General features: G+C 71.3%; 23 protein-coding genes. 12 read left to right on the top strand and 11 right to left on the bottom strand.

Translation table 11 applies throughout. From position 1 onward, the window contains the following. The first annotated feature begins 3 nt into the window (after positions 1 to 3). From glf to AUV07_RS03045, 5 genes are all read left to right on the top strand, one after another. Entirely contained in the window at positions 4 to 1140 is a 1137-nt protein-coding gene (glf, locus tag AUV07_RS03025) for a UDP-galactopyranose mutase (RefSeq protein ID WP_062633751.1), read from the top strand. An 11-nt stretch (positions 1141 to 1151) separates the two neighbouring features. Further along, a complete protein-coding gene (locus tag AUV07_RS03030; RefSeq protein ID WP_062633753.1) occupies positions 1152 to 3053 on the top strand; it encodes a glycosyltransferase in 1902 nt (633 codons plus the stop codon). A 42-nt stretch (positions 3054 to 3095) separates the two neighbouring features. Beyond that, positions 3096 to 3887 carry an ABC transporter permease gene (locus AUV07_RS03035; RefSeq protein WP_062633755.1) on the top strand — a complete coding sequence of 264 codons (792 nt, stop codon included), beginning with the start codon at positions 3096 to 3098 and terminating at the stop codon, positions 3885 to 3887. Beyond that, complete coding sequence (locus tag AUV07_RS03040; RefSeq protein ID WP_062633757.1) at positions 3887 to 4642, top strand: ABC transporter ATP-binding protein; 756 nt, start codon at positions 3887 to 3889, stop codon at positions 4640 to 4642. Before AUV07_RS03035 ends, AUV07_RS03040 begins: the two co-directional genes overlap by 1 nt. A 98-nt stretch (positions 4643 to 4740) precedes the next feature. Continuing rightward, positions 4741 to 5934, top strand: a complete 1194-nt coding sequence (locus tag AUV07_RS03045) for a polysaccharide pyruvyl transferase family protein (protein WP_157523885.1) — start codon at positions 4741 to 4743, stop codon at positions 5932 to 5934. Positions 5935 to 5964: 30 nt separating this feature from the next. Here AUV07_RS03045 and AUV07_RS03050 read toward each other — a convergent pair whose 3' ends face one another. Genes AUV07_RS03050 through AUV07_RS03060 form a run of 3 tightly spaced genes read right to left on the bottom strand, consistent with a single transcriptional unit; the run spans position 5965 to position 9420 of the window. Beyond that, positions 5965 to 6546: a hypothetical protein gene (locus AUV07_RS03050; protein ID WP_062633761.1), complete on the bottom strand. Its 582-nt coding sequence runs from the start codon at positions 6544 to 6546 to the stop codon at positions 5965 to 5967. Positions 6547 to 6550: 4 nt separating this feature from the next. Further along, complete coding sequence (locus AUV07_RS03055; RefSeq protein WP_062633763.1) at positions 6551 to 7513, bottom strand: glycosyltransferase family 2 protein; 963 nt, start codon at positions 7511 to 7513, stop codon at positions 6551 to 6553. Further along, positions 7510 to 9420, bottom strand: coding sequence for a glycosyltransferase (locus tag AUV07_RS03060; RefSeq protein ID WP_062633764.1), 1911 nt, complete (start codon positions 9418 to 9420; stop codon positions 7510 to 7512). Before AUV07_RS03060 ends, AUV07_RS03055 begins: the two co-directional genes overlap by 4 nt. A 145-nt stretch (positions 9421 to 9565) precedes the next feature. Between AUV07_RS03060 and galE the strand changes: the two genes are divergently transcribed. Then, on the top strand, positions 9566 to 10555 hold the full coding sequence (gene galE, locus AUV07_RS03065) for a UDP-glucose 4-epimerase GalE (RefSeq protein ID WP_062633766.1): 990 nt from the start codon (positions 9566 to 9568) through the stop codon (positions 10553 to 10555). Between the two features lie 10 nt (positions 10556 to 10565). Here the strand turns inward: galE and AUV07_RS03070 are convergent, their stop codons facing one another. Both AUV07_RS03070 and AUV07_RS03075 read right to left on the bottom strand, forming a co-directional pair. Further along, complete coding sequence (locus AUV07_RS03070; protein WP_062633768.1) at positions 10566 to 11864, bottom strand: O-antigen ligase family protein; 1299 nt, start codon at positions 11862 to 11864, stop codon at positions 10566 to 10568. Then, complete coding sequence (locus AUV07_RS03075; protein WP_062633770.1) at positions 11861 to 13276, bottom strand: O-antigen ligase family protein; 1416 nt, start codon at positions 13274 to 13276, stop codon at positions 11861 to 11863. Before AUV07_RS03075 ends, AUV07_RS03070 begins: the two co-directional genes overlap by 4 nt. 68 nt (positions 13277 to 13344) lie before the next feature. Between AUV07_RS03075 and manA the strand changes: the two genes are divergently transcribed. From manA to AUV07_RS03095, 4 genes are all read left to right on the top strand, one after another. Continuing rightward, a complete protein-coding gene (gene manA / locus AUV07_RS03080) occupies positions 13345 to 14472 on the top strand; it encodes a mannose-6-phosphate isomerase, class I (protein ID WP_062633772.1) in 1128 nt (375 codons plus the stop codon). Positions 14473 to 14626: 154 nt separating this feature from the next. Next, positions 14627 to 14944: a WhiB family transcriptional regulator gene (locus AUV07_RS03085; protein ID WP_062633774.1), complete on the top strand. Its 318-nt coding sequence runs from the start codon at positions 14627 to 14629 to the stop codon at positions 14942 to 14944. A gap of 82 nt (positions 14945 to 15026) precedes the next feature. Next, the gene (locus AUV07_RS03090) at positions 15027 to 17987 is read left to right on the top strand and encodes a glycosyltransferase (RefSeq protein ID WP_062633775.1); all 2961 of its coding nucleotides are present in this window, start codon (positions 15027 to 15029) and stop codon (positions 17985 to 17987) included. Continuing rightward, positions 17984 to 19366 (top strand): DUF5719 family protein, encoded by a 1383-nt coding sequence (locus AUV07_RS03095; RefSeq protein ID WP_062633777.1) that lies wholly within the window; start codon positions 17984 to 17986, stop codon positions 19364 to 19366. The genes AUV07_RS03090 and AUV07_RS03095 overlap by 4 nt, the downstream gene beginning before the upstream one ends. An 18-nt stretch (positions 19367 to 19384) precedes the next feature. Here the strand turns inward: AUV07_RS03095 and AUV07_RS03100 are convergent, their stop codons facing one another. Next, positions 19385 to 19810, bottom strand: coding sequence for a hypothetical protein (locus AUV07_RS03100; RefSeq protein ID WP_231868178.1), 426 nt, complete (start codon positions 19808 to 19810; stop codon positions 19385 to 19387). A 77-nt stretch (positions 19811 to 19887) separates the two neighbouring features. On the opposite strand from AUV07_RS03100, the gene AUV07_RS03105 reads away from it, so the two are divergent. Next, positions 19888 to 20094 carry a DUF3499 family protein gene (locus AUV07_RS03105; RefSeq protein WP_025103036.1) on the top strand — a complete coding sequence of 69 codons (207 nt, stop codon included), beginning with the start codon at positions 19888 to 19890 and terminating at the stop codon, positions 20092 to 20094. A 41-nt stretch (positions 20095 to 20135) separates the two neighbouring features. Here AUV07_RS03105 and AUV07_RS03110 read toward each other — a convergent pair whose 3' ends face one another. After that, entirely contained in the window at positions 20136 to 20945 is an 810-nt protein-coding gene (locus AUV07_RS03110; protein ID WP_062633779.1) for an RDD family protein, read from the bottom strand. A gap of 16 nt (positions 20946 to 20961) precedes the next feature. Here AUV07_RS03110 and AUV07_RS03115 point away from each other — a divergent pair, with 16 nt between their 5' ends. Next, positions 20962 to 21954, top strand: coding sequence for a stage II sporulation protein M (locus tag AUV07_RS03115; RefSeq protein ID WP_062633781.1), 993 nt, complete (start codon positions 20962 to 20964; stop codon positions 21952 to 21954). Between the two features lie 18 nt (positions 21955 to 21972). On the opposite strand, the gene AUV07_RS03120 is transcribed toward AUV07_RS03115, so the two are convergent. The 4 genes from AUV07_RS03120 to AUV07_RS03135 all read right to left on the bottom strand — a co-directional run. Then, the gene (locus AUV07_RS03120; RefSeq protein WP_062633783.1) at positions 21973 to 23280 is read right to left on the bottom strand and encodes a DUF58 domain-containing protein; all 1308 of its coding nucleotides are present in this window, start codon (positions 23278 to 23280) and stop codon (positions 21973 to 21975) included. Beyond that, positions 23281 to 24204 (bottom strand): AAA family ATPase, encoded by a 924-nt coding sequence (locus AUV07_RS03125; protein WP_231729611.1) that lies wholly within the window; start codon positions 24202 to 24204, stop codon positions 23281 to 23283. It abuts the gene before it with no gap. Positions 24205 to 24301: 97 nt separating this feature from the next. After that, positions 24302 to 25489 (bottom strand): DUF4350 domain-containing protein, encoded by a 1188-nt coding sequence (locus tag AUV07_RS03130; RefSeq protein ID WP_062633788.1) that lies wholly within the window; start codon positions 25487 to 25489, stop codon positions 24302 to 24304. Beyond that, positions 25486 to 26184, bottom strand: a 699-nt coding sequence (locus AUV07_RS03135) for a DUF4129 domain-containing protein (RefSeq protein ID WP_231868179.1), incomplete at its 5' end; no start/stop codon positions are given. The genes AUV07_RS03130 and AUV07_RS03135, both read right to left, overlap by 4 nt.

Here is a 26184-nt window from a genome sequence, read left to right on the forward strand (position 1 = left end):
TCTATGGATCTCCTCGTCGTCGGTTCGGGTTTCTTCGGACTCACCATCGCTGAACGGGCCGCACAGGCAGGACGCAAGGTCACGGTCATCGACCGTCGCCACCACATCGGGGGCAACGCCTACAGCGAGGACGAGCCGGAGACCGGCATCGAGGTCCACCGCTACGGCGCTCATCTCTTCCACACCTCGAACCCGACCGTCTGGGAGTACGTCAACCGCTTCACGACATTCACCGATTACGTGCACCGCGTGTACACGAACCACAAGGGCGTGGTCTTCCCGCTCCCCATCAACCTGGGGACGATCAACCAGTTCTTCAACGCCGCCTACTCGCCGGACGAGGCGCGCGCGCTGGTGCACGAGCTCGCGGGAGAGTTCGACCCGAAGCAGGCGCAGAACCTGGAGGAGCGGGGGATCGGCCTCATCGGACGCCCGCTGTACGAGGCATTCATCCGGGACTACACGGCCAAGCAGTGGCAGACCGACCCGAAGCAGCTCCCCGCGGAGATCATCAGCCGTCTCCCGGTCCGCTACACGTACGACAACCGGTACTTCAACGACACCTGGGAAGGGCTCCCGACCGACGGCTACACGGCGTGGATCGAGCGGATGGCCGACCACCCCAACATCGAGGTGAAGCTCAACGTCGACTTCTTCGACGAGGCGCAGCCGTTGAACAAGAAGGCCGTCGTGGGTCAGCTGCCGATCGTCTACACCGGCCCGGTCGACCGCTACTTCGACTACTCCGAGGGCGCGCTGTCGTGGCGGACCCTCGACTTCGAGGAGGAGGTGCTCCCGACCGGCGACTTCCAGGGCACCTCGGTGATGAACTACGCGGACGAGGACGTGCCCTACACGCGCATCCACGAGTTCCGTCACTTCCACCCGGAGCGCGCCGATCGCTACCCGACGGACAAGACGGTCATCATGCGGGAGTTCTCCCGCTTCGCGACGCGTGACGATGAGCCGTACTATCCCGTGAACACGCAGAGCGACCGCGAGGGTCTTCTCGCCTACCGGGAGCTCACCAAGGGGGAGCAGGACGTGCACTTCGGTGGCCGCCTCGGCACCTACCAGTACCTCGACATGCACATGGCCATCGGCTCCGCCCTGTCGATGTGGAACAACCACCTCGCGTGAGGGAGGACACCATGGCCGAGGAAGCGAAGAACTACGTCGCCGTCAACCACACGGTCTTCCCGGGGGAGGGCGTCGCCGAGGTGTCGGCGCTGTACGTCGATACGGGGTCAGGGGACGGCTCTCAGCCCGGTGAGGCGTACGAGATCGTCAGTCGTCGCAGCATCAAGGTCTATGCGCATCGTCGTGTGTCGCTGAGCACGTTCTTCAACGCCTTCCCCGCGAGTGACTGGCAGCACTCCACGCCGGTCCGTGCGGTGCGGCTGGTGGCGACGGTCGAAGGGCGCGGACTCATCTCCGTGTACAAGTCCAGTGCCCGAGGACGCGCGTCGGCGCTCGCTTCCAAGACCTTCACGGATGAGACCGTCACGTTCGATCTCCCCGTGACGTCGTTCATCGACGGGGGCTTCTACTGGTTCGACATCGCGGCGGGAAGCTCCGACGCCACGCTGGTCTCCGCCGAGTGGCAGGTCGCCGCCCCGGAGGACTGGAAGCCGGGAACCGCCACGGTGGGGATCACCACGTTCAACCGCCCGTCCTACTGCCTCAACCAGATCGTGGCCGTCGGCCAGAATCCGCACGTCCACGAGGTGTTGGACCGTGTCGTGGTGGTCGACCAGGGTACGGACCTCGTCAGCGACCAGCCGGGATTCGCGGAGGCGGCTGCCAGGCTAGGTGACAAGCTGGCGGTCATCCGACAGCCCAACCTCGGCGGGTCCGGAGGGTTCTCGCGAGCGATGCTCGAGTCCCTCGACGACGGCAGCGACTACGTGCTGCTCCTCGACGACGATGCGATCTCCGAACCGGAAGCCATCGTACGGGCGGTGCGCTTCGCCGACTTCGCCACCGTCCCGACCATCGTCGGGGGCGGGATGCTGCACCTCGATGACCGCTCCGTGCTCTACACGCAGGGCGAGGTCTGGGATCAGCGGAAGTCCTGGATGCGGCCGTCGGGGGAGAGCGAGTACGATCACGACTTCGCCGAAGAGCCCCTGCGTTCCACGCCGGAGCTGCATCGCCACCTCGATGCCGACTTCAACGGCTGGTGGATGTGTCTCATCCCCACGAGGATCCTCCGCGAGATCGGACTCTCCCTCCCCGTCTTCCTGAAGTTCGACGACATCGAGTTCTCGCTCCGGGCCCGCGACCACGGCTATCCGACGGTGTGCCTGCCGGGCGTGGCCGTGTGGCACATGGCCTGGCACGACAAGGACCCCACCCGCACCTGGGAGGAGTATTTCATCCACCGCAACCGGGTGGTGACGGGGTTGCTGCACTCCCACGTCCGCAACGGGGGCTCGCTTCCGCTGGTCTCGTTCCTCGGCGACATCAAGCTGCTGTTCATGCTGCAGTACTCCGCGGTGCGCCTGCGGCACGAGGCGCTCCGCGACGTCTTCCGCGGTCCGGGGCAGCTCCCGGACCTGCTGCCGCGGAAGCAGGGCGAGATCCGTGCGCTGCGCGCGCAGTACATCGACTCGAAGGTGGTCGAGGACTTCGCGACCTTGCCGCCGGTTCGCCGGTCCTCCGTCGCTCTGCTCGGCGGCGTCAGCAAGCCGACGAACCCCATCGCGGCGCTGATGCTGGCGGCGCGGGTCGCCGCGCGGCAGCTGTTGGTCCGTCAGGCTCCGGGCAGCCGGCGCAACCCCGAGCGCATCATCTCGGCGCAGGACATCACGTGGTGGCGGTTCGCCGACATCGACTCGGCGCTGGTCACGTCGCCGGACGGCATCGGCGTCGCGTGGTATCAGCGTGACCGCGCGACGATGCGTCGTTTCCTGTGGCGGAGCATCCGACTGCATCTGCGGCTGGCCCGCGGATGGAAGCAGCTCGCCGAGGAATACGCCGACGGCGCCCCGCAGATCACCTCTCCCGCGAAGTGGCGTGAGCTCTTCGACGCCGCGCAGAGCGGCGATTGACGCCGCGAGCCCGCGACGCGACATGACGGACACAGGAACACGATGAGCGTTTCGACGGTGGGGGCGCCCGGCACGCCTCGGCGCTACCTCCACTCGCTGTGGCTGCTGTCCGCGCGCGACCTCCGGGTCCGGTATGCCACCAGCATGCTCGGCTACCTGTGGTCTGTGCTCGACCCGCTGGTCATGAGCGCCATCTACTGGTTCGTCTTCACCGTCGTCTTCCATCGCACCGTGGGGGAGGAGCCCTACATCGTGTTCCTCCTCACGGCGCTCCTGCCGTGGGTGTGGTTCAACACCTCGATGTCCGACTTCACCCGCGCGTTCCGGAAGGACTCACGCCTCGTCAGATCGACCGCGATCCCGCGGTCGATCTGGGTCAACAGGATCGTCCTCAGCAAGGGCATCGAGTTCCTCTTCTCGCTGCCCGTCTTGGCCCTGTTCGCGATCGCCACGGGCGCGCCGGTGGGCTGGGGGCTGCTGTGGTTCCCGCTCGCCGTGGTTCTCCAGGCGACGCTCCTGGTCGGCCTGGGGCTCCTGATCGCACCGCTGTGCGTGCTCTACACCGACCTCGAGCGCACGACCGCGCTCGTTCTGCGGGCCCTCTTCTACGCCACGCCGATCATCTACGGCATCTCGGATCTTCCTGCGCCCTTCGACGTCATCGGCGCGTTCAACCCCCTCGCGGGCATCTTCACGCTCTACCGCAACGGTTTCTTCCCCGATCAGTGGAGCACGGGTCCGGTCCTCATCGGCATCGCGATGACTCTCGCTATCCTCGCGCTCGGCATCTTCGTCTTCCGTCGGCTCGAGCGCACAGTTCTGAAGGAGCTCTGATGGCTGAGGAGCGGACACCGAAGGTGGCGATCGCGGCGGACGGGCTCGGTGTGCGGTTCCGCCGCAATCGACGGGGCCGTCGGAGCTTCAAGGACCTGTTCGCGGGAGCATCGCGACGGTCCCGTCCGGACGAGTTCTGGCCGTTGCGGAACGTCTCCTTCGTCGTGGAGCCGGGAGAGGCGATCGGCGTGGTCGGGCGCAACGGGCAGGGCAAGTCCACGCTGCTGCGCCTCGTCGCGAAAGTCCTCCTCCCGGACGAGGGCACGGTCACCGTCAACGGTGGCGTCGCTCCGCTCATCGAGATCACCGGCGGTTTCGTCGGGGACCTCACCGTGCGGGAGAACGTGCGCCTCACCGCGGGGCTGCACGGCATGTCCCGCGCCGAGGTGTCCCGGCGCTATGACGACATCATCGCGTTCGCGGAGCTCGCGGGTTTCGAGGACACCCCGTACAAGCACCTCTCCAACGGGATGAAAGTGCGCCTCGCTTTCGCCGTCGTCTCCCAGCTCGAAGAGCCGATCCTGCTCGTCGACGAGGTGCTCGCGGTGGGCGACAAGGCGTTCCGCGACAAGTGCTACCGCCGTATCGACGAGCTTCTGGCTGACGGACGGACCCTGTTCTTCGTCTCGCACAACGAGCGCGATCTCCGCCGTTTCTGCACCCGGGGGCTGTACCTGGACCGAGGAGGGCTGGTCCTCGACGGGCCGATCGATACGGTGCTCGATCGCTACAACGCGGATATGGGTCGCGCGTGAGTGCCGCGCTCCGCCCATCCGGACGGTAGGCTCGACGGAGCAGAGACGGGCTCACCCGACCGACTCGCCCTCACCTCCCGACCTGAGGAGATGCTTCCGTGCCGTCGTTACCCGTGCGCGCCGCGCGCACCATCCGCCGTATGGGCGAGCAGGTCTTCCGCGCTCCGCAGGCGCCCCTCTACCTCGTCTCCGCGGGCGGACAACCCAACTTCGGGGATGAGTTCATCACCCGGTCCTGGCTCGACTGGCTCGCCGAGCATCAGCCGTACCGCGAGGTGTGGCTCGACACGATCGAGCCGGGGAGGGCCGCTCACCTCTTCCGGGACACCCACCCCCGTCTGAAGACGACGAACACCCTGTGGCACGCGACGCATACGGGGCCGGCGGACGACCACGAGGCCGCTGCTTCCCGGATGCGCGGATTGATCCGCGAGTTGGGATCGCCCCGATACGACCTCGGTCTGCGGGACCTGCGCGGGATGGCGTCCATCCATCTCCTCGGCGGTGGGTACATGAACTCCATCTGGCCGGAGAACTTCGGGATCATCGAGGCCCTCGTCACGCTCAAGGCGGAGTGGGGCATCCGCCTCTTCGCGACGGGGCAGGGGCTGCTCCCGCATGAGGGGGAGACCAGAGAGTGGCTGCGCGCGCGCCTGCAGCACTTCGATTACGTCGAGGCCCGGGACGAGGCGAGTGCCCAGGCCTTCGGCGTGGTGCAGGGCCTGGATGACGCCTTCCTCGCGTTCGCGAACGACCGGCCGATCTACGCGCCGCCCGAGGGCCTTCCCGACACCATGGTCCTCGTGCAGGGCGACATGGCCGACCCCGACACGGATGAACGGCTGGACCGGCTCGTGACGCGGTTCATGGCCGCGCGGACGGACCCGCTCGCCGTCGGTTTCGCGGAGGGGATCCCTCCCGAGGACCACCGTCGTGCCGCGCCCTTCGTCGCCGACGGGTCGCCGTTCTTCCCGTTCCTGCGGATCTGGGATGAGGGATTCCCCGCCCGGGAGGGGCAGGAGTGGCTGACCACCCGCTTCCACTTCCATCTGCTCGCTGCCGCGGCGGGGGCGAGAGGCACCGTCGTCAACGCTCGACCCGGGTACTACGACATCAAGCATGCGTCGCTCCAGGAACTCGGCACAGGATGGGCGAGCTCCGACCTCGGCGACGGGGGTACGCCCGAGAGCGAGGCCCTCCCGACGCCGACGGGCGATCCCGATTTCCCCGCGCGGGCACAGGAGTTCGGCCTGCGGAAGGCAGAGCTGGCCGCACACCTCTACCTCCGCTGACCGGCGGCACCCGCGGCGCGCGGCCGGGCCCTAGGCGCCGAGGAGCTCCCGGAGATCGTCGAGGCGGGCACGAGCGGCCTCGAGGGCGGCTGCGGATTCGGAGCCCGTGTCCGCCGCGCGCAGCTCGTCCAGCCGGCTGCCGTACGCACCCACCGCCTCACGCCACGAGTCCTTGAGCGATGCCGGAGGATTCGCCTCGGACATGCGCTGCGCATCGATCTGCAGCTGTTCGACGATCGAGGCGACGTCCTGCGCCGTGCCCCCGGCCTCGACGAATCCGAGTCCGGTCGCCGCGTCGTCGAGGAGCGGCGTCATGCGATCACGGAAGAGTGCGAGATCGGGGTCGCTCGGGGGCGGCGGCGACGTCACCGGCGACGGAGAGGGGGCGGTCGGCGTCGCGCTCGGAGACGATGAGGGCGTCGCGGTCGCGGAGGGCGTGGCCGTGGGGGAAGGCTCAGGGGCCGGCGCCGTCGTGCGGGGAAGCAAGAGCGCGAGGAAGACGACGACGATGACCACCAGAACGACCGTCAGCCCCACGATGAGAGCGATTCGGCCGCGATTGCTCGACGCCGTCGCGCGACGGTCGTCGTGGCCGTCCAGATCCGTGCTCATCGCCTCACGCCTCCAGGGGTGCCATCGGCTGCCAGGCGCGGTCTCGGCCCAGCCGCCCGCCGTCGCGGAGCCCGCGGAAGAGGTTGCTCGTTCCTCGCACGGTCCGCTCCACGAAGAACAGCCGGATGAGCTCCTTCGCGAAGGTCATCGTCGTGCCCAGCCCGAACAGGAACGGGTTGTAGACGCCGTGCACGCGGTAATACTGCTTGATGAAGGCCCGGTTGCGCATGATGTAGTAGCGATAGGCGTTGCTCGACGCGTTCATGTGCCGGATGCCCATGTCCCACTGCTTGATCTCGCGCGTGCGGCGCAGGACGAACTCGTCGACGATGACCGCGGTCGTCAGCCGTGACGCGAGCCAGCCGTACATCTGATCGTCCCAGTAGATGAAGAACCGCGGGTCGGGCAGACCGATCTGCTGCACGATCGAGCGGTGGATGAACATCCCCTCGAAGCACCCGCTGTTCATCTCCTTGTAGCCCGAGGAGTCGAACCCTGCGGGGGCGAACGGGATCGGGATGCCCATGCGCTCGGCAATACGGTACTGCCAGTAGAACTCGCTCCCGTCGTAGTCGTAGCGTCGTCCCTGGATGCTCTTGAACCGGGGGGCCCACGCGCCCATGCGCGCGAGGCCGTCGGGGAGCACCTCGACGTCGTCGTCCATCATCCAGACCCATTCGGCGCCGAGGTCGTACGCGGTGCGCATGCCCTCGCTGAAGCCGCCCGAGCCGCCGGTGTTGACGTCGAGTCGGCGATAGACGAGCTCGGTGCCGATGTCGTCGCGGAAGGACTCGACGACGTCGGTGGTGTCGTCCGAGGAGGCGTTGTCGATCACGACGATGTGGCCGGGTTTCGGATCCATCGCGGTGATGCTCGTCAGCAGACCGGAGAGCAGGTGCGAACGATTGAACGTCACGATGACGATCGCGGTGGTGGTGGGGTCGAACGCGGGGGACTCGACGGTCATTCCTTCTCCTCGAAGATCTGCTGCCAGGACGCCGGTGACACGAGGTCGGGCAGCGCCTCGCGGTACTGCTGCTGGAGTTCGGGCCAGCGCCGCCGCAGCGCGGCGTGCAGCCGCACGGACTCGCGCAGCATCCGGCGATACGTGGCCCTGTCTCGGGTGTAGATGTTCTTGCCGGAGCCGTCGGCGGCGCTGACGAGAGCGCTGTCGAAGTGGGGGACGCGCCACCAGTGAGCATCGTCCTTCCCGAACTCGACCTCGGGTCGGGCGACGTTCGCGGGGTGCGGGCGGTGCACCCAGTGCGACAGGAGTGTCTTGAGGGTGAACCAGCGCAGCCGCAGACCGGTCGGGCTGTCGAGCTCGTTCTTCGGAAGGAGTTTGTACACCTGACGTCCCCGACGCGAATGCAGAATCCTGGCGGGATCGCGGTGGACCACCGTCTCGGGGTACTGGTCGGCGAGGGCTCGGGCGGCGGGCATCGCCGTCCCCAGATTCCGGCGCATGTGCTGTGGACCCGAGAGCACGTCCCTGAGCGCCTTCGCGCGCAGGGCCACCGGGTAGTACTGCATCATCATGAGGTGCTTGAGGTCGACACGGCGGCTGTGCACGAGCAGACGTCCGCCCCGCGGCGCGCGAGAGTGCAGCAGCGCGGCGACGATGCGGTTGCGGGCGTGGAAGTAGGCCTGCCAATCGATCGTGTCGTCTTTGTTCACCCAGGACACGTGCCAGAGGGCGACGCCGGGCATCGAGACCGTCGGGAAGCCCGCTTCCCCCGCGCGCAGGCAGAACTCGGCGTCGTCCCACTTGATGAACGCGGGAAGCGACAGCCCGACCGTGCGCACGGCCTCCAGCGGGATGAGGCACATCCACCAGCCGTTATAGTCGGCGTCCATCCGCATGTGCAGCAGCGGGGACTGGCGCAGGTTCGACGCGCCGAAATCGTGCGGCATCTTCTCCTGATAGAGGTTGCGCCACATGAAGGGCGCCTCGTCGACGACTTCGGCCCAGCCGTGCAGCTTCGGCCGATCGAGGAGATCGAACATGTGTCCGCCGACGAGGACGGGTGTGGTCGCGTACTGCCCGAACACGATCGAGCGACGGAGAGACTCCGGCTCGATGCGGACGTCGTCGTCCAAGAGCTGAACGAAATCGGTCTCGGGCCGGCGCAGCGATTCGTGCATCGCGCGGGCGAAGCCGCCCGACCCGCCGAGGTTGCTCTGGCGGATGACCTGCAGCGTGGCGCCGAGTCGTTCGCTCACGGCGGCGAAGCCGTCCTGATCCGTGACGAGCTGGGTGCCCTGGTCGACGAGGAAGATGCGGTCGACGAACTCGAGGGCGTCCGGAGACGCCGCGAGAGCCCGCAGCGTCTCGACGCAGTAGTCCGGCTTGTTGTACGTCGTGATCCCGAGCGATGCCTTGCCGGTGCGGGCGGGCTCGTGCTCGGTGGTCCACTCTGCGCCCTCGAGAACGGCGGGCTTCTCATCGGCGACAATGTCGAACCAGATCCACCCGCCGTCGCTGTACTGGGTGAGGTCGAGATCGAAGGACGTCGTCGCCTCGCCGGTGACCTCGCGGGTAGCGACGCGCTGGCGGATGCCGGAGCCGTTGGAGCGATAGACGAGGAGGGTCGCTGGGCCCGTGGTGCGCACGGTGAGCCGCACGTCGCGCACGCTCGTCCAGTGCTGCCAGTAGGAGGCGGGGAAGGCGTTGAAGTACGTGCCGAGGGAGACGCGACGTCCGGCGACGATGCGCGCGCGGTGACGACCGAGGATGTTCCCCAGGTGCGCACGGCTGGAGACGCGGACGGGCTCGTCCTCGATCACGGACCATGTCTCCGGGTCGGCGTACAGCGGGAGCAGGTCGGGGTCGCGATCGAGCGGGAAGACGACGTTCTGAAGGACGTGGGCCACAGGGAGGTTCTCCGTTGTTGGTGCCGCGGCCGCTGCCGGAGGGCAGCGCAGACTCGACGGACAGTCAGTAGCCTACCGTTGGTCGCCTTCGGATCGGCGGAGAGCCCTGCCCGCGCAGACGGCCGGCGTGGCTAGACTGACCGCGATGAAGGTACTGATCACCGGCGGGACCGGCTACATCGGATCGACCGTGGCGACCGCGTGCCTGGAGGCCGGGATCGAGGTCGTGCTGCTGGACGACCTCTCCACGGGCCTCGCCGCTTTCGGGGCGGGGCGCGAGCTGTACGTGGGCGACATCGCCGACGCGGCGGTCCTCGACCGCCTGCTGGGCGATCATCCGGACATCGACGCGGTCGTGCACTGCGCCGCGCGTGTCGTCGTGCCGGAGTCGGTGGCGGACCCGCTCGGGTACTACGACACCAACGTCGGCCGGTCGATCGTCCTGTTCCGGCGTCTCCGTGATGCCGGCATCCAGCGCATCGTCTTCAGCTCGTCCGCCTCGATCTATGCGGGGGAGACGGGGGACGGGGTCGACGAGAGCGGCCGCATCGCTCCCTCCAGCCCGTACGCCACCACCAAGGCCATGGTCGAGCAGATCCTCGCCGATGCCGCGGCCGCGGGCGACGTCCGGGCCATCGCTCTCCGCTACTTCAATCCGATCGGCGCCGACCCGCAGCTGCGCACTGGCCTGCAGAACCCCGAGCCGACGCATGCGCTCGGGAAGATCATGCAGGCGCGGGCGGCCGGCGAGCCCTTCACGATCACGGGGACGGACTGGCCGACCAGGGACGGCTCGGGCCTGCGCGACTACGTGCACGTCTGGGACCTCGCGCTCGCGCACGTCGCCGCGGTGACGCGGTTCGACGAGGTCGCCACGCCCACCGAGCCCTACCGGGTGATCAACCTCGGCACCGGCGACGGGGTCACTGTCCGTGAGCTCGTGCAGGCGTTCGAGCGGGTGACCGGCGCCCCGCTGCCCGTCGTCGAGACGGAGCGGCGCCCGGGGGACCAGGCCGGAGCCTTCGCGATCGTGGATCGCGCGCGCGAGGTCCTGGGCTGGCGCGCGGAGCGCTCCGTCGACGACGGCGTGCGCGACGCACTGGCCTGGGCCGAGAAGCTCCCGACGGTCCGCTGAGCCCGACGCCTCACTCCTGCGGGCGCAGCGTCGGGATGGCGCCCGTATGGGCGGCGTCGATGTTCTCCCGCCACGACCGGGACTGTCCGGCCCGCAGCGCGCACAGCACGAGCATGAACCAGCCGGCGTCCACGAGCGTGAAGCTCTCGAACATCGAGTCGACCGCCAGGGTGACCAGCGTGATGGGCGTCCACGCGTAGACGACCGAGCGGCGCACGCTCGCGACCAGCCAGGACCGGATCAGCGCGATGCCGCCGAGCAGGAGGAAGAGCACAAGGCCCGCGGTGCCGAGCTGCAGCAGCACGTCGAAGAACGCGTTCAGCGCGCTCTGGTGGCGGTCATCGAGCTGGAAGTTGATGAACGTGAACGGGTACTCGCCCCGCGCCCAGTCGCCGAACCATCCCCACCCCGTGATCGGCTTGACCGCGACGAAGTCCAGGATCATGTTCCAGAGCTCCGCGCGCATGGAGAAGTCCGACCCGGCGTCGAGGAGGGCGATGATCTGGTGGCGCAACGCGAACGCCACGGTGAGGGCGAGCGCGACGAGGATCCCCAGGGTCCACTGCACGACGTTGCGACGCGCCGGCGGGGTGTGCCGGACGATGGTGAGGGCGACGGTGACGACCCCGACCGCGCCGGCGAGCACCAGCACGGTGGGCGACGCGGACAGGAACGCGAGGCCGCAGGCGAGGGCGATCGAGCCGACGGCGAGGGGCGGGTCGACCGACTGCGTGCGCCATTCGATCACGAACGTGATGAGGGCGAGCACGGCGATGAAGCCGAGCATGTTGCGACTGCCGAACAGGCCCTGGATGGGTCCGCCGGCCGCGAGGTTGCCCTGGATGTCGAGGAACGCGAAGGGGAGGTCGAGGAGGATCCCGGACAGGATCTCGACCCCGAGCGAGATGCCGAGGAGCACGCGGAACGTGTCGCCCAGCGCCCGGACGGTCTGCAGCGTGTCGCGGACGTGCCCGATGGTGATGGCGAGGAAGGCGTAGCCGAAGAGCGACAGCCAGCCCAGGATCGTGTCGGAGCGGTCGGTCGTCCACAGCAGGCTCACGAGGGCCCAGGCCAGGAAAGCCACGAGCGAGGACGGCGCGATCCGCAGCGGGGACAGCTCCTCCCGCCGCACCCACAGGATCGCCGCACCGAGCAGGCACAGCGCGGTGATGACGGTGGCGAGCGTGACCGCCGAGGTCATCCGCTCGATCGCGAACGAGCCGAACACGGCCAGCAGCGCCGCGAGCGTGAACGCCCTGGCCATCTCGGCCGACCCGAGGAGGCGGGCGAGGGGATGCCCCGTCGTCACGGCACCCGCCGCGGCGTCGCACCGCGCTCGAAGACGAGGTCCCGTTCGCCGACGCCGACCAGCGGCACCGACTTGAGCTTGAAGGACAGGAGCACCAGGAGCAGCCAGCCCCACAGCATGATCGGGGTGGACTCCGTGAGCCCCTGCACCAGCAGCACCACGGTGAACAGGCTGGGCAGCAGCGTCAGCGGAGAATAGGGGCGCCGCGCGTCGAGATCCCATCGCGGCCGGTCGACGGCGAAGAACCAGGAGCGCCAGAGCAGGCTGCCGTACGCGACGGCCATCAGCACGAGGCCGACGATGCCGAGCTGCAGCAGCACGTCCAACCACATGTTGTGGGCGTGGAAGACGGTGATGCCGTGGTCGACGATCCAGCCGTCGAAGGCCGGGTCGGTGGGCACCCAGGGGCTCGAGAACCCGTTGCCGATCACGGGGTGCTCCGCGACGCGCTCCAGGACCTTCTCCCAGATCGTGCTCGACCGGCCGGTCAGATCCGCGCTGCGGCCGAGCAGGCCGAGCAGCGGTTCGCGCAGCAGCCAGAGCACGAGGGCGCCCACGGCGGTCGACCCGATCGCGACGACGTAGATCCGGGTGCGCCCGCCCGGTGAGGCGGCGCGCCGCATGAGCAGGGCGACGAGGAGCACGACGGCGGCGGCCCCGGCACACACGAGGGCGGTGGCCGACGCCGTGCGGAACAGGAAGTACGCGGCCAGCAGCATCCACAGCGCGAGCGTCGTGCGCCAGCGCGACCTCGCCGCGAACAGCACGCCGAAGGTGAGGAGGGCGAAGAGCGACACGATGCCGAGCAGGTTCGCGTTGCCGAGGATGCCCTGGATGCGCCCTCCGTCGAAGAGGTTGTCGCGGACCCAGTACCACTGCGGGTCGATCTTCCCCGGCGGGAGGTCGACGAAGTTCGGAAGCAGGGGGCCGTGCAGGACGAGCGAGACCCAGAGCTCGAGGGCGAGGGACAGCCCCAGGATCCACTTGAACGCGGAGGACAGCGCGCGGACGATCTCGTGCCACGTGAGCACGTGCGCGATGAAGAGGCCGTTCACGGTGACCGCGGTCAACAGGACGCCCGTCGCCACGGTCGGCACGCGCCACTGCGACCAGACGACGGAGAGGAGGGCCAGGGCCGCGTAGCCGAGGGCCGCCCACGGCAGCCGGCGCCAGCGGAACGGCTGCGGACGGTTCCGGGCCAGCATCGGGATCCCGATCGCCAGCGTGGCCGCGGTGAAGAGCGCGAGCACGATCGCCGCGCCGACCTCCCCCAGCAGGTTGTAGACCGCGGAGTGGGCGAACGCCACGAAGAGGACGGCGATGACGTACCCGCGCAGCAGGAGGTGCCCCGTGGATTCGCGCTCGGGCGCGGTGGGCGGGGCGGCCACCGGGTGCTTGGTGTACTGGGCCATCGCGACTCAGGCTACCTCGACGGACCCGGATCCGACCCGTCCGTCGCCCCGGGCTCTACGCTGGGGGCATGCTGCGCAGCCTCACGAACGTGCCCCGCGACTACGCCTGGGGGTCGCCGTCTCTCCTCGCCGAACTCGAAGGGCGCATCCCGTCCGGGGCGCCGGAGGCCGAGGTGTGGTTCGGCGACCACCCGGGCGACCCTGCCGACGTCGACGGCGGAGGGACGCTGGACGAGGTGACCGGTGGCACGCTGCCGTACCTGCTGAAGCTGCTCGCGGCCGCGCGGCCGCTGTCGATCCAGGTGCACCCGACGAAGGAGCAGGCGAGGGCCGGCTGGGCGCGGGAGAGCGCCCTGCCGCTCGACGACCCGCGACGCAACTACCGCGATGACAACCATAAGCCGGAGCTCCTCGTCGCCCTCAGTGAGCGCTTCGAGTCGCTCAGCGGTCTGCGTCCGGTCGCCGACACCCTGCGTCTGCTCGACGCCCTCGACGACGTTCCGGGGGTGCGGTCCCTGCGCGAGCGGCTCTCGGGCGCGGCAGACCCGCTCGGAGACGCGATCGGGTGGCTGCTCGGGGGAGAGGCGCAGACCGCGGTGGACGAGGTCATCGCCGCCGTCCGCCGTGCCGCGGACGGACCAGCGGGAGCGGAGCACCCGTCGCTGCGCGCCGTCGCCGCCATCGCCGAGACCTCGCCCGGAGATCCGGGGGTCGTGGTCGCTCTGCTCATGAACCATCTCGTGCTGCGTCGCGGCGAGGGCGTCTTCCTGCGGGCGGGCCTGCTGCACGCGTACCTCTCCGGTCTCGGCGTGGAGATCATGGCGGCCAGCGACAACGTGCTCCGCGGCGGCCTGACGCCCAAGCGCATCGATGTGCCGGAGCTGCTCGCGATCCTGGACACCACGCCGGGCGAGGTGCCGGTGCTGCGGCCGGCGGGCGACGAGGCCGTGACGACGTACTCCGTGCCGGTGCCGGACTTCGCCCTCCGGCGGGTGCGCCTCGACGGCGCACCGATCGCCGTGGAGGTGGAGGGCCCGACGATGGTGCTGGCCACCCGTGGTGCGGTCCGCGTGACCGCGGAGTCGGGAGCGGACATCGCGCTCCGGATCGGCGCGGTGGCCTTCGCGGATGCCGATGAGCGCCGCCTGACGCTCTCGGGCACGGGGGAGGCCTTCGTGGCCACCCCCGGGCACTGATCCGCGCGGGGGCGACACGCCGAGAGACGTCCATGAACCTTCAAGAATCGCTTGAGGGTTTACGATCCGCGACTTGACCGGAGCGAATGACACGGGTGTAATTAGGTGAGCACGGCCCGCCAGGGGGGCGGTTTTTGAAGGGTTGGAGGTCGAGATGACGGGATACCGTTCCGATGTGCCGGAGAACTGGTTCGTCGATCCGGTCAACCTCGGTGTCCCCGGGGTCCGCCGGTCCGACCCGGACGACGACAACGCCCTCGCGTGGCAGAGCGACGCCCTGTGCTCGCAGACCGACCCCGAGGCCTTCTTCCCGGAGAAGGGCGGCTCCACGCGCGACGCCAAGCGCATCTGCACCTCGTGCGACGTGCGCGGCGAGTGCCTCGAGTACGCGCTGGCCAACGACGAGCGCTTCGGCATCTGGGGCGGCCTCTCCGAGCGCGAGCGTCGCAAGCTCAAGCGCCAAGCCAGCTGAGCTCCCGTCAGCCCGCGGCTTCGTGGGCGCGCCGGGTCAGGTGCGCTTCCCTGCCTGACCGCGCGCATAGGCTGGCCACGTCATGCCAGCCCGAGTCCATGCCCTCATCGTCGCGCGCCCCGGCCCCTCCGCCCGCGCCCAGCTCCTCCGCACGCTCGATGCCGTGCGCGCCCAGACCCTTCCCCCTGCGGCTGTCACGCTGATCATGTGCGGCGACGCCGCCACCGCCCGGGAGAGCGGAGCGGTCGCCGCCACCGTCGAGGGCATCATCGAGGCGCGGCCCTCGACCTCCTTCGCCGAGGCCATCGACCTGGCACGGCCTCGCATCCTCGACGGCTCCGCGATCTGGATCCTCGCACAGGACACAGCGCCCCACCCGCGCGCGCTGGAGCGCCTCACCGGCATGCTGGAGCGCTCGCCGTCCGCCGCGATCGTCGCCCCGAAGCTCGTCGCGACCGACAACGACCGCGAGATCGTATCCCTGGGCGTGAGCATGACCACGTTCGGTCGCGCGGTGGAGCTCGCGGCGGGGGAGTTGGACCAGGGGCAGCACGATCGGATGGACGAGGCCCTCGGCGCCGACATCCGCGGCATGCTCATCCGCGGCGAGGTGCGCGAGGCTCTGCGCCCCGATCCCGCCCTGGCCGGCGCGGACGAGGGTCTCGATCTCGGCGTGCGCGCTCGGCTCGGAGGCGGTCGCGTCGTCCTCGCTCCGGCGGCCAGGGTCTCGGCGGCACCGGACGGCCCGGCAGCGCTGCCGACCGGACGATCCCGCCGTGCCTTCGTCACCCGCCTCGCGCAGCTGCATCGGCGTCTCGCGTACGCCCCGACAGTTGCGGTCCCCCTGCACTGGCTGACCTTCCTGCCCCTCGCGCTCTGGCGCTCCCTCACCCATCTCGTCGGCAAGCGGCCGGAAGCGGTGTTCCCGGAGTGGGGCGCGGCGCTCACCGCCATGGTCCGGTTCGGGGCCGTGGCGCGTTCCCGCGCGCGGATCCGCTCCTTCCGCTCCTCCACCTGGGCCAGTATCGCCCCCTTGCGGGTCACGCCCGCGCAGCTGCGACGGCGGCTCGACGACGGGCACGGCAGCGAGCACGGAGCCGTCAGCGAGCTGCGGTTCTTCTCCGGTGGCGGTGCGTGGGCGGTCCTGGCCGCACTCGTGGTGAGCATCGTCTCCTTCACCAGCCTCCTCGCCTGGCCGGCGCTGGGCGGGGGCGGCCTGCTTCCCCTGCGGGAGACGGTCGGGGCGCTGTGGAGGGACGCCGCCTGGGGGATGCGCGGGGTCGGCCTCGACGTCGTCGGACCCGCCGATCCGTTCGCCGCCGTCGTCGCCCTGCTCGGCTCGTTGTGGCCGGGTGCGCCCTCCTTCGCGGTGGTCCTGCTGTGGATCCTCGCGCTGCCGCTCGCCGTCCTCGGCGGGTGGTTCGCGGCGACACGCGTGACCGATCGTGCCGGCCTGCGCATCTTCGCCGGTATCGCGTGGGCTCTCGCGCCGACCTTCCTCACCGCGCTCGTCGACGGCCGGCCGGCCGCGGTCCTCGTGCATCTGCTTCTGCCGTGGCTGTTCCACTCCGCCGTCGTCGCACACCGCTCGTGGGGCGCCGCCGGCAGCGCGTCCCTGCTCCTCGCGGCCGTCCTCGCGTGTGCGCCGGTCCTCGCGCCGGCGCTCGCCGTGCTGTGGGTCGTGGCGCTCGGGATCGTGCTCGGCACCGCCCAGTTCCGCGGCGCCGGCCGCCTCCTCTGGCTGCCGCTGCCCACGGCTGCCCTGTTCGCGCCTCTGGTCTTCTGGCAGCTCGCGCACGGCACGCCGCTCGGCCTTCTCGCGGATCCGGGGCTGACCTGGCTCGGGCCGCAGGCCGCAGCCGATGTCGCCGGGCGTCTCGCTCTCGCCACCGGCTTCCCGACCGACGACCTCGCCGGCTGGGCGACGGTCGTCCCCGGGACCTGGGCGGCACTGCTGTGCGCCCCGCTCGCGCTCCTCGCCCTCGGGTCCGCCGTGTCCCCGCGGTGGCGCGCCGGCATCACCCTCCTGGTCATCACCCTGACCGGGCTGGGGACCGCGTTCCTCGCGGTGGGCATCAGCGTCGCGTTCACGCAGGGAACCGCCGTCCCGATCTGGCCGGGCACCGGACTGAGCCTCGCCTGGATCGGCGTGGTGGGCGCGGCGACGGTCACCCTGGACACGGCCTTCCCGCTGCCGCGGCTCCGCGTCGCCGCGACGGGCGTGGCGGCTCTCGCCCTCGTCGCCTGCGCCGTGCCCGCCCTCACCGCGCTCCACACCGATCGATCCGCGCTGACCAACGGTCCCGAGTCGACGCTTCCGGCGTACGTGCGCGCGCAGGCGGCCGGGGACCAGCCCGTCGCGACCCTCATCCTCACGCCGCAGAACGACGGCGGGCTCGCGGTCGAGGTCGTTCACGGGGCCAGCGAGACCCTGGGCGCCCAGACGACGATGCTCTCGACCGCGGTCGAGCCCCAGGGCGACGACGTCTCCACCCTCGCGGTGGACCTCATCTCCGCGCGCGACTTCGACGCCCCCTCGGAGCTGCTCGACCGGGGGATCAGTTACGTGCTCCTCGCGGCGGTGCAGGACGAGGGGGATCGGGCGCGGTCGCTGCGAACGGCGTCCGTGGCCGCGATCGACCAGCGCGCCGGGCTCACGCAGGCCGGGTCCACCGACCGCGGCGTGCTCTGGCGCCTGGAGGGGGAGCCTGCCGCCCCCGCCGAGCTGACGGCCGGAGAGGAGGGCACGGCGCGCCTCGTCGTGACCGTCCAGCTGCTGGTCGTCCTCGCCGCCCTGCTGCTGTCCATCCCGACCCGTGCGTCGCGGCGCGCCGCGCGGGCGCGGTCCCGTATCGTCGGCCGAGCACCCGAGGAGCCGCTGGTGCTCCCGCGGCACGCGGAGGACCGCGAGCCGGAGACAGGGGACGAGCCCCAGGTGGGCGCCGTGGAGGAGCCGCAGGACGAACCGGCCCGCAGCGATGAGGCCCTCGCCCCTGTCGCCCCACGCCAGGACGACGCCCGCACCACGGAGGAGGACCGATGACCGGCACGCGCGCATTCCGAGTCGTCGCCACGAGCGCGCGCCTCGCCACCGGCGTGGTGGTCGCCGCAGCGTGCGTCGTCGGGGTGGTCGCGGCGGTGCACGCCCCGTGGCCCACCGTGACCCAGGAGCCCGCACAGGAGCAGGTGACGCCGCTTCCCGGGGACAGCGTCCTGCTGTGCTCCGGCGATTTCCGCGCCCTCGGCCGGAACACGGCGGCGCCCCTGGAGATGCGTGCCGCGGGCACGCCACAGGTGACGGCGGGAGGCACGTCGGGTGAACCGACGCCGTCCGGGCTCGCCACCCCCGACCTCGTGGACGGAGACGACGTCCCCGTGCTCACCGGCGCGGTGGAGGGCCGGTCGGCGCCGCTGATCGCCGGAGCGGAGTCCGTGATGCTCGGCGCCGACGACCTCGCGGGTCTCGCGGCCTCGCCGTGCGGGGTGCCGCGGCTGGAGTCCTGGTTGGTCGGCGGGTCCGTCGGCACCGGCGCTGAGGACGTCGTGCTGCTCGGGAACGCCTCCGATGTCGCCGCGACCGTGACGCTCGCCGTCTACGGGACCGCTCGGGGCGGCCGCACCGTGATCGTGCCGCCGCGCACGCAGACCGCCCTTCCGCTGACAGCCGTCGCAGCGGGTAACGACGTACCCGTCGTCAAGGTCAGCGCCGTCGGCGCCCCCGTACGTGCCGTGCTGCAGTCCGCGCTGATGCGGGTGCTCGATCCCGTGGGCGCGGACCAGCAGGAGGCGGTCGCCGGCCCGCAGCAGCACCTCGTCCTCCCGGGGGTGCAGGCCTTCGCCGCGGAGGGCGATCAGGGCGACATGACCGTCCTCCGCCTGCTCGCCCCCGGAGCGGACGCCACCGCGCACGTGCGGGTGACGGGGCCGAGCGGCGCTGTCGGACTCGACGAGTTCACCGTGCCGCTCACCGCCGACGAGCCGACCCAGGTGTCGCTGAACGGGCTGGAGCCCGGGACCTACACCGTCGAGATCGAGGCGGACGCGCCGGTCGTCGCCGGTGTCCGGCAGCAGGACGGCTTCGGGGCCGGCTCCGACTTCGCCTGGGTGACACCCGCTCCGCAGATCGACACCGACGTGGCCTTCGCGGTTCCCGCGGGGCCGAGCCCGAAGCTGCAGCTGGCCAATCCCTCGGACGAAGAGGTCACGGTCACCCTCCGCACGATCGGGGGCGACGCTGTGGAGGAGATCACCGTTCCGGCAGGCGGCACCGGCGAGGTCGAGGTGCGCGCCGATCGGTCCTACCTGCTCCAGCCCGCGGGGCCGGTGCACGCGGCGGTGACGCTGACGGGAGCCGGGGCGCTGGCCGTCCTGCCCGTCCCCGCGCCCGCCGGGGTGGAGAGTTCGATCACCGTCTACCCCTGAGCGGGGCGGGCGGCGCGCTCAGTGATCGTGCCCCAGGTCCCACGGCTCGCGGCCGACGTATTCGGCCGCGGCGCGGAAGACGGCGCTCTCGATCGCCAGCCGGCGGTGGGTGGCGTCGTCGTGGCCGGGCGGCAGGAGGCGCTCGATCGGGATGCGGAAGAGCACGATCCTCCGCCGGTCCCGGTCCAGGTGCCAGCGCGGCACCTCGCCGTCGACCTCGGCGGTGGGCAGCGCGCCGATCTCGAAGCGGACGTCCTGGAGCTCCGGCCACGTGCCGCGGAGGAACTCGACGGCGGTGCCGACGGTGAGGTCGAAGCGGTCGATGCGCCCGTCCAACGGGGCGAGCGGGGGCTTCACGACCTCGCTGCGACCGAGCCGTCCGTGCCGGCCGTGTCGGGCGCCGCGACGGACACCGGAGACGGAGGCGGAGCGACGACGGGGCATGCCGAAAGTCTAGGCGCTGCGTGCCCGCCCGGCGCGGCACCGCCGCCCGCGCGGCCGGGAGCCGTACGCTGACGGTAATGGACGGACGACTGTGCTCGAAGGTCGGCTGCGCGCGCGAGGCGGTGGCCACCCTCACATATGACTACGGCGACCAGATGGCCGCGCTCGGCCCGCTCGGCGCGGCCAACGACCCGCAGGCGCACGATCTGTGCGCCCCGCATGCCGATCGGCTGTCGGTTCCCGCGGGATGGTTGGTCGTGCGCCACGAGGCCCTTCGCGCCTGACCGAAGGCCGCCGCTCGAGGAGAGCCTCGGAGCGAGCGACGTCAGACGCCCAGTCGTCGTCCGGTGAGTTTCTCGGCCCGGCGGTCCGCGTTCTCCAGCGCCCGCCGCTCCCGCTCCCGCCGCAGGACGGTGATGCCGACCAGCACGAGTTCCGCCGGCGCGGCCGGCACGGGGGAGACGTACGGTGTCGCCTCGGCCAGCAGGTCGGCCGCCACGCGCTCGCGCGCCGCCGGGAGCATGCGCGGGGCGCTCACGAGGAACTGCGAGATGCGGCGGGCGAGGCGGTCGGGGAGACGGGCCACGTCGGCGACCTGCGCCCACCCCGCCAGCGCGGGAGGCAGGACGGGAGCCGGGGCGAACAGCTTCGGTGTGCGCACGCGCTGGCTGTAGGTGCCGGCGACGAGGTCGCCCAACCGCTGGGATCGCGCCGTGAAGGCGCCGACCAGGACCGCGAGGCCACCGAACGTGAGGTAGATCTCCAGCACCCCGAGCAGCGCGCGGATGAACGCATGCCGGAACCCCGCCGCGCCGCCGTCCATCCGCACGATCCGCCCGCCGACCGCGAGCTTGCCGAGGCTGCGGCCCTTGAGGGCCACCTCCATCGTGATCGGCAGGACGACGAAGCTGACGACGAGGGAGGCCACGAGGGCGATGCGATCCGTGGCCGGGTCGAGCACGCCGATGTCGAGGAGCCAGAGGCGCAGGAAGATCGATCCGACGAAGACGGCGTAGCCCAGCAGCATGTCGATCACGGCCCCCGCCGCCCGGAGGAGGAACCCCACGGGCTGCACGTCGATCGCGACCGCCTCTCCGGAGAGCACCTCGTCGGAGACGTCGATCTGCGCGGACATGAGTACAGTAAATCAGGTGGATGCCGATGCCCTCGCCGATGCGCGCCGGTCCGAATGGGAGCGGTTGGACGCCCTGAGCCGGGCTCGTCTCGACGGCGCCGGCGTCGACGAGCTCATCGTGCGCTATCGCGCCGCCTCGGCCGACCTCGCGGAGCTGAAGACCTCCGTCGGGGAGTCGCCGCAGGGCGCCTACCTCTCCACGATCCTCGTGCGCGCGCGGCTCCGTCTCACCGGCGCCGCGGACAGCATCCTCACCCAGACGGCGCGCTTCTTCCGGCTGCAGCTGCCGGCGGCGCTGTACCGGCTGCGATGGACGACCCTCGTCATCGCTCTCGCCTTCGTGGCCGTCGCCGTCGGGACCGCCGCCTGGATCGCGAGCGATCCCGCTCTCGTCGCCACCCTCGGGCCGCCCGACGCCCTCCAGCAGTATGCCGACGAGAGCTTCACCGGGTACTACACGGAGAACCCCGCTGCGGTGTTCATGGGCATGGTCTGGACGAACAACGCCTGGATCGCGATGCAGTGCGTGCTGTTCGGCGTGACCGGGATCTGGCCCGTCTACATGCTCGTGCAGAACGCCTTGGGCCTCGGTACGTCCGGGGCGGTGATGGCGATCCACGACAAGGCCGACCTCATGGTCCTCTACATCCTGCCGCACGGCATGCTGGAGATGACGTGCATCTTCGTCGCCGCGGCCGCCGGCCTGCACATGTTCTGGGCCTGGGTGGTCCCGGGCCCCCGCACGCGTGGTGAAGCGCTCGCCGTGGAGGGCAGGGCGCTGGCCACGGTCGCCCTCGGACTCGTGTTCGCGCTCTTCCTCTCCGGACTCGTGGAGGGCTTCGTCACCGGCTGGGCGCTGCCCTGGCCGGTCAAGATCGGCATCGGGGCGGCGGCGCTCGCGGTGTTCCTCATCTACATGCTCGTCGTGGGCCGCCGGGCGCACCTGCGGGGAGAGACCGGCGATCTCGTGGAGTACGAGTCGGGCACGCCCCGGCTCGTCGCGGGCTGACGCCTCCGCTGACCGCGGTCAGAGCCGTCCCGCCGCCTTGAGCTCGAGGTAGCGGTCAGCGATCCGGGGCGGTAGGTCCTCCGGGTCGGCGGCGATGGCCTCCCCGCCCGCCCGGCGGATCGCGTCCGCGACGTTCTCGGCGTCGCGAAGCGTGCGCTCGGCGGCGGCGGCGAGGTAGACCTCCTCGCGGGACCCGCGGGCACGGGCGAGCGCGGCGATGCCGTCATCGGTCACCGACCCGACGAGCACCGTGGTGGCCCGCGAGGCATCGGGGAAGGCCCCGAGGAAGCCCCGGGCGGACTCGGCCGCGTCCTGAGCGGTGAGCACGACGATGAGGGAGGGGCGGGTCGTCAGGGTGCGCACCGCCGCGAAGGCCGCGTGCCAGTCGGTGTCGACGAGGCGGGCATGCACCGGGGCCATGGCGTCGGTCAGCGCGGGTAGGAGCCCGGTGCCGTCCACGCCGGTGACCCGCGCCCGGGTGACACGGTCGTGCATGAGCAGGTGTACGTGATCACCGGCGCGGGAGGCGAGCGCGGAGAGCAGCAGGGCCGCCTCCAGCGCGGCGTCGAGTCTCGTGCCGTCGCCGACACGTGCGGCGGCCGTCCGACCGGTGTCGACGATGAGGACGACGTGCCGATCGCGCTCAGGGCGCCAGGTGCGGAGCATCGTGGTGCCCGCGCGTGCCGTCGCCCGCCAGTCGATCGAGCGCACATCGTCGCCGCGCACGTACTCGCGCAGCGAGTCGAACTCCGTGCCCTGGCCGCGTACCTGGATGCTCGTGTTCCCGTCGAGCTCGCGTAGACGCGCGAGCCGCGACGGCAGGTGCTTGCGCGAGGAGAACGCCGGCAGCACGCGGATCGCGCCGCGGACGGGGTGCCGCGCCTGGCGGCCGGCGAGGCCCAGCGGGCCGCGGGAGCGGAGCACGACGAAGGCGCTGACCAGCTCGCCGCGGCGTCGCGGACGGAGCGGGATGTCCACGCGCCGGCGCTCGCCAGGGGGAATGCGCAGATGCTGTCGCGACTCCGGCGCGCCGGCGGTGGGCTGCCAGGCGTCGCGGAGGAGGACGTCGAGCAGTCGGGCGCCGCGGTTCTCCACCGCCACGCTGACCGGGATCTGCTCGCCCAGACGCGCACGCGCCGGGACGCGCCGCGTGACGGTCGCCGCGCGGGGGTCACCCGCGAAGACGAGGTCGACCACGACGAGGAGCACGCAGAGCCCGATCCATCCGCCCATTACGGCGTACGGCGGGTATCCCGCCAGTCCCGCGAGGACCAGCGGCACGATGCCGACGGCGAGGGCGACGGCGAGGCGGCCCGTGACGAACACCTAGATCGGCACCCGGGTCTGCTGGACCACCGACGTCAGCACGGCGTCGGCGGACACGCCCTCCATCTGGGCGTCGGGGCGGAGCTGCAGGCGATGCCGCCACACCGGGACGAGCATCGTCTGGACGTGGTCCGGGGTCACGGCGGTGGAGGCGTTGAGCCACGCCCAGGCCTTCGCCGCGGCGAGCAGGCCGGTCGAGGCCCGGGGACTGGCGCCGAGCTCGACGGAGGGGGACTGCCGGGTCGCGCGGGCGAGGTCGACCACGTAGCCCAGGACATCGTCCGTCACGTCGACCCGCGCAGCCGCCTGCTGCGCGGCACGGATCTCGTCGGCGCCGATCACTGCCTCGACGCCGGTGAGCTCCCGCGGGGAGAAGCCCTGGGCGTGACGTCGCAGCACGGACACCTCCGCGTCGCGCTCCGGCATGCCCACGACGAGCTTCATCAGGAAGCGGTCGAGCTGCGCCTCCGGCAGCGAGTACGTCCCCTCGTGCTCGATCGGGTTCTGCGTCGCCGCGACGAGGAAGGGATCGGGCAGCGCGCGGCTGACGCCGTCCGCGGAGACCTGGCGTTCCTCCATCGCCTCCAGCAGCGCCGCCTGGGTCTTGGGAGGCGTGCGGTTGATCTCGTCCGCGAGCAGGATGTGCGTGAACACCGGTCCGGCGCGGAAGTCGAACTCCCCGGTCCTGGCGTCGTACACGAGGGATCCCGTGACGTCGCCCGGCATCAGGTCGGGGGTGAACTGGACCCGCTTGGTGTCGAGACCCAGAGCCCGCGCGAACGAGCGCACCACGAGGGTCTTCGCCACTCCGGGCACCCCCTCGAGCAGGACGTGGCCGCGGGCCAGGAGTGACACGAGCAGGCCGGTGACCGTACCGGCCTGGCCGACCACCGCCTTGTCGACCTCGGTGCGGACGCGGTGCATGGCCTGGCGCAGCGCGGCGTCGTCGGCGGGACAGTTCTCGTCGGTCACGGGGTCTCCTCGGCTTCGGTCGGGAAAGGGATGCGGGGTGGGCAGGTGCTCATGCGTCGCTCCGTGGGGTCTGCGCGCTCGTCTCCACGGCGGTCTCCAGCTCGTCGAGGCGTCGGGCGAGGGTGACCAGTGCCGCGTCGTCGGTGGGCGGCGGTCCCGCCAGCAGGCTCTGCAGCGTGCCTCGCGGGATCCGCAGCCGGTCGGCGGCGGCGTCCGCCACCTCGTCCGCGCTCGCGTGCACGGCCAGTCCCAACCGCCGCGCCAAACGCCGACGGGTGCCCTCTCGGAGCGCCTCGGCGGCGTGCGGGGCGTCGGCCGCCCTCGCCGTCAGACGGGCGCGTCCGTGCATCGTCTCCGAGGCGCGCACGGTGACCGGCAGGGTCTCGGCGACGAGCGGACCGAATCGTCGCCCCTGGGCCACGGCCACGGCCAGGCCCGCGGTGAGCAGCAGCAGGATCGCCGGGGTGACCCAGTCCGGGGTGAGGGTGCCGAGCGTATCGGGGGTCGCGCCCTGGATGTCGGTGTCCTCGTAGGACGGCACGTACCAGACCACGCGCGCGGTCTGTCCGAGCAGGGCCAGACCGAGCGCGGCGTTGCCGTCCTCGGCGAGGGTCGCATTGCTGAAGAGCTTGACGCCCTCGACGACGGCTCGGTGTCCGTCGCGGTCGTCCACGAGCACGGCGGCCGCATCGCCGTCGGCGAAGCAGCCGGTGACGCCGTCGGCGGGGGAGAAGAGTCGATCGGGACGGATGTCGCCGACCTCGGCGAACGCGGGCACGGCGCACGCGGCCGGGCGTGGGGCCGCCGATCCGGAGGCGTTCTCGCCGATCGCCAGCTCGGAGAGGAGGTGCGTGCCGGTGGAGAGGAAGACCACACGGTCGGCCGGGGCGAGCAGATCCGCCAGAGCCTCGTCGGAGAGCGTATAGGGGTTGGTCAGGGCGAGCGTGCTGTCCTCGTCGAGGGCGGCCGCGGCTGCCGCCCGGGAGCGGACGACCTCGACCTCGACGCCCTGATCCCGGAGGAGCTCGGCGAGCGCCAGGGCGCCGGTGTCGGATCGGCTCTCCGGGTCGAGCGCGCCCCGCGCACCGGGACCGGTCGCGGCGAGCTGCGAAGCCGCGAGGGCCACGGCGATCACGAGCACCGCGACGAGGAGCCATCCCCACAAGGACGCGGTGCGACGCTTCGGCCGCTCCGCGGTGGTGTCGACGGCCTCGTCGGGAGGGGCGGTCGTCGTCATGCCGGCACCGCCTCTGGGCGGTGGGCGCGGAGCCGCTCGTCGGTCGCGGCCAGGTGGCGGTAGTCGTCTTCGGCGGCGGGATGGCGCAGGTACCGCACATCGTCGAAGGACGCGGCGGCGCGGCGCAGGGACTCGGCCTCCTCCGCGAACACCGCGCTCGCGGACCGGGCGATCGACTGCGCGGTCGCGCCGGGTGCCGGATCGATGAGATCGCGCTCGAGCAGGCTGCGGGCGATCGCCCGATAGCGCAGCACGACAGCCGTGTCCCAGTCGTTCTGCCGTGCGCTGCGCTCGGCATCGGCGCGGAGCTGCGCGGCGCTGCGATCGTCGGCGGAGCCGAGCAGGTCGCCCTGGGGGCGGCGGATCGCTCGCGACCGTCGGGGGCGTCCCCAGACGAGCAGAGCGGTGACCAGGGCCGCGGCGATGAGCACCGTGACGACGATGAGCGCGGTAGGGCCGACGTTCGCGCCGTTGTCCCCGCTGAAGAGGTCGCCGAGGAAGCGCATCACGTCGCGCGCGAACAGATCGAACCAGGTGGGCTTCGCGTCCGCGTACCGCGGGTTGGACAGCTCCTCCTCGGCCCAGCGTCGTGCCTCCTCCCCGTCCGGGACGAAGACGTCGTCGAAGCGCCGCATCATGGCTGCGGGGGGCTGCCCGGAGCCGTCCATCCGCCTCCCGCATCGGCATCGGCGGGG

The organism is Microbacterium sp. CH1, from assembly GCF_001595495.1.
Lineage (GTDB): Bacteria > Actinomycetota > Actinomycetes > Actinomycetales > Microbacteriaceae > Microbacterium.

Coding starts and splice junctions, on each gene's coding strand:
- AUV07_RS03130 (WP_062633788.1), bottom strand. CDS start 25,489: ATGACGACGACCGCCCCTCCCGACGAGGCCGTCGACACCACCGCGGAG.
- AUV07_RS03085 (WP_062633774.1), top strand. CDS start 14,627: ATGACGGGATACCGTTCCGATGTGCCGGAGAACTGGTTCGTCGATCCG.
- AUV07_RS03105 (WP_025103036.1), top strand. CDS start 19,888: ATGGACGGACGACTGTGCTCGAAGGTCGGCTGCGCGCGCGAGGCGGTG.
- galE (WP_062633766.1), top strand. CDS start 9,566: ATGAAGGTACTGATCACCGGCGGGACCGGCTACATCGGATCGACCGTG.
- glf (WP_062633751.1), top strand. CDS start 4: ATGGATCTCCTCGTCGTCGGTTCGGGTTTCTTCGGACTCACCATCGCT.
- AUV07_RS03055 (WP_062633763.1), bottom strand. CDS start 7,513: ATGACCGTCGAGTCCCCCGCGTTCGACCCCACCACCACCGCGATCGTC.
- AUV07_RS03035 (WP_062633755.1), top strand. CDS start 3,096: ATGAGCGTTTCGACGGTGGGGGCGCCCGGCACGCCTCGGCGCTACCTC.
- AUV07_RS03090 (WP_062633775.1), top strand. CDS start 15,027: ATGCCAGCCCGAGTCCATGCCCTCATCGTCGCGCGCCCCGGCCCCTCC.
- AUV07_RS03050 (WP_062633761.1), bottom strand. CDS start 6,546: ATGAGCACGGATCTGGACGGCCACGACGACCGTCGCGCGACGGCGTCG.
- AUV07_RS03095 (WP_062633777.1), top strand. CDS start 17,984: ATGACCGGCACGCGCGCATTCCGAGTCGTCGCCACGAGCGCGCGCCTC.
- AUV07_RS03100 (WP_231868178.1), bottom strand. CDS start 19,810: ATGCCCCGTCGTCGCTCCGCCTCCGTCTCCGGTGTCCGTCGCGGCGCC.
- AUV07_RS03125 (WP_231729611.1), bottom strand. CDS start 24,204: ATGCACCGCGTCCGCACCGAGGTCGACAAGGCGGTGGTCGGCCAGGCC.
- manA (WP_062633772.1), top strand. CDS start 13,345: ATGCTGCGCAGCCTCACGAACGTGCCCCGCGACTACGCCTGGGGGTCG.
- AUV07_RS03040 (WP_062633757.1), top strand. CDS start 3,887: ATGGCTGAGGAGCGGACACCGAAGGTGGCGATCGCGGCGGACGGGCTC.
- AUV07_RS03075 (WP_062633770.1), bottom strand. CDS start 13,276: ATGGCCCAGTACACCAAGCACCCGGTGGCCGCCCCGCCCACCGCGCCC.
- AUV07_RS03110 (WP_062633779.1), bottom strand. CDS start 20,945: ATGTCCGCGCAGATCGACGTCTCCGACGAGGTGCTCTCCGGAGAGGCG.
- AUV07_RS03030 (WP_062633753.1), top strand. CDS start 1,152: ATGGCCGAGGAAGCGAAGAACTACGTCGCCGTCAACCACACGGTCTTC.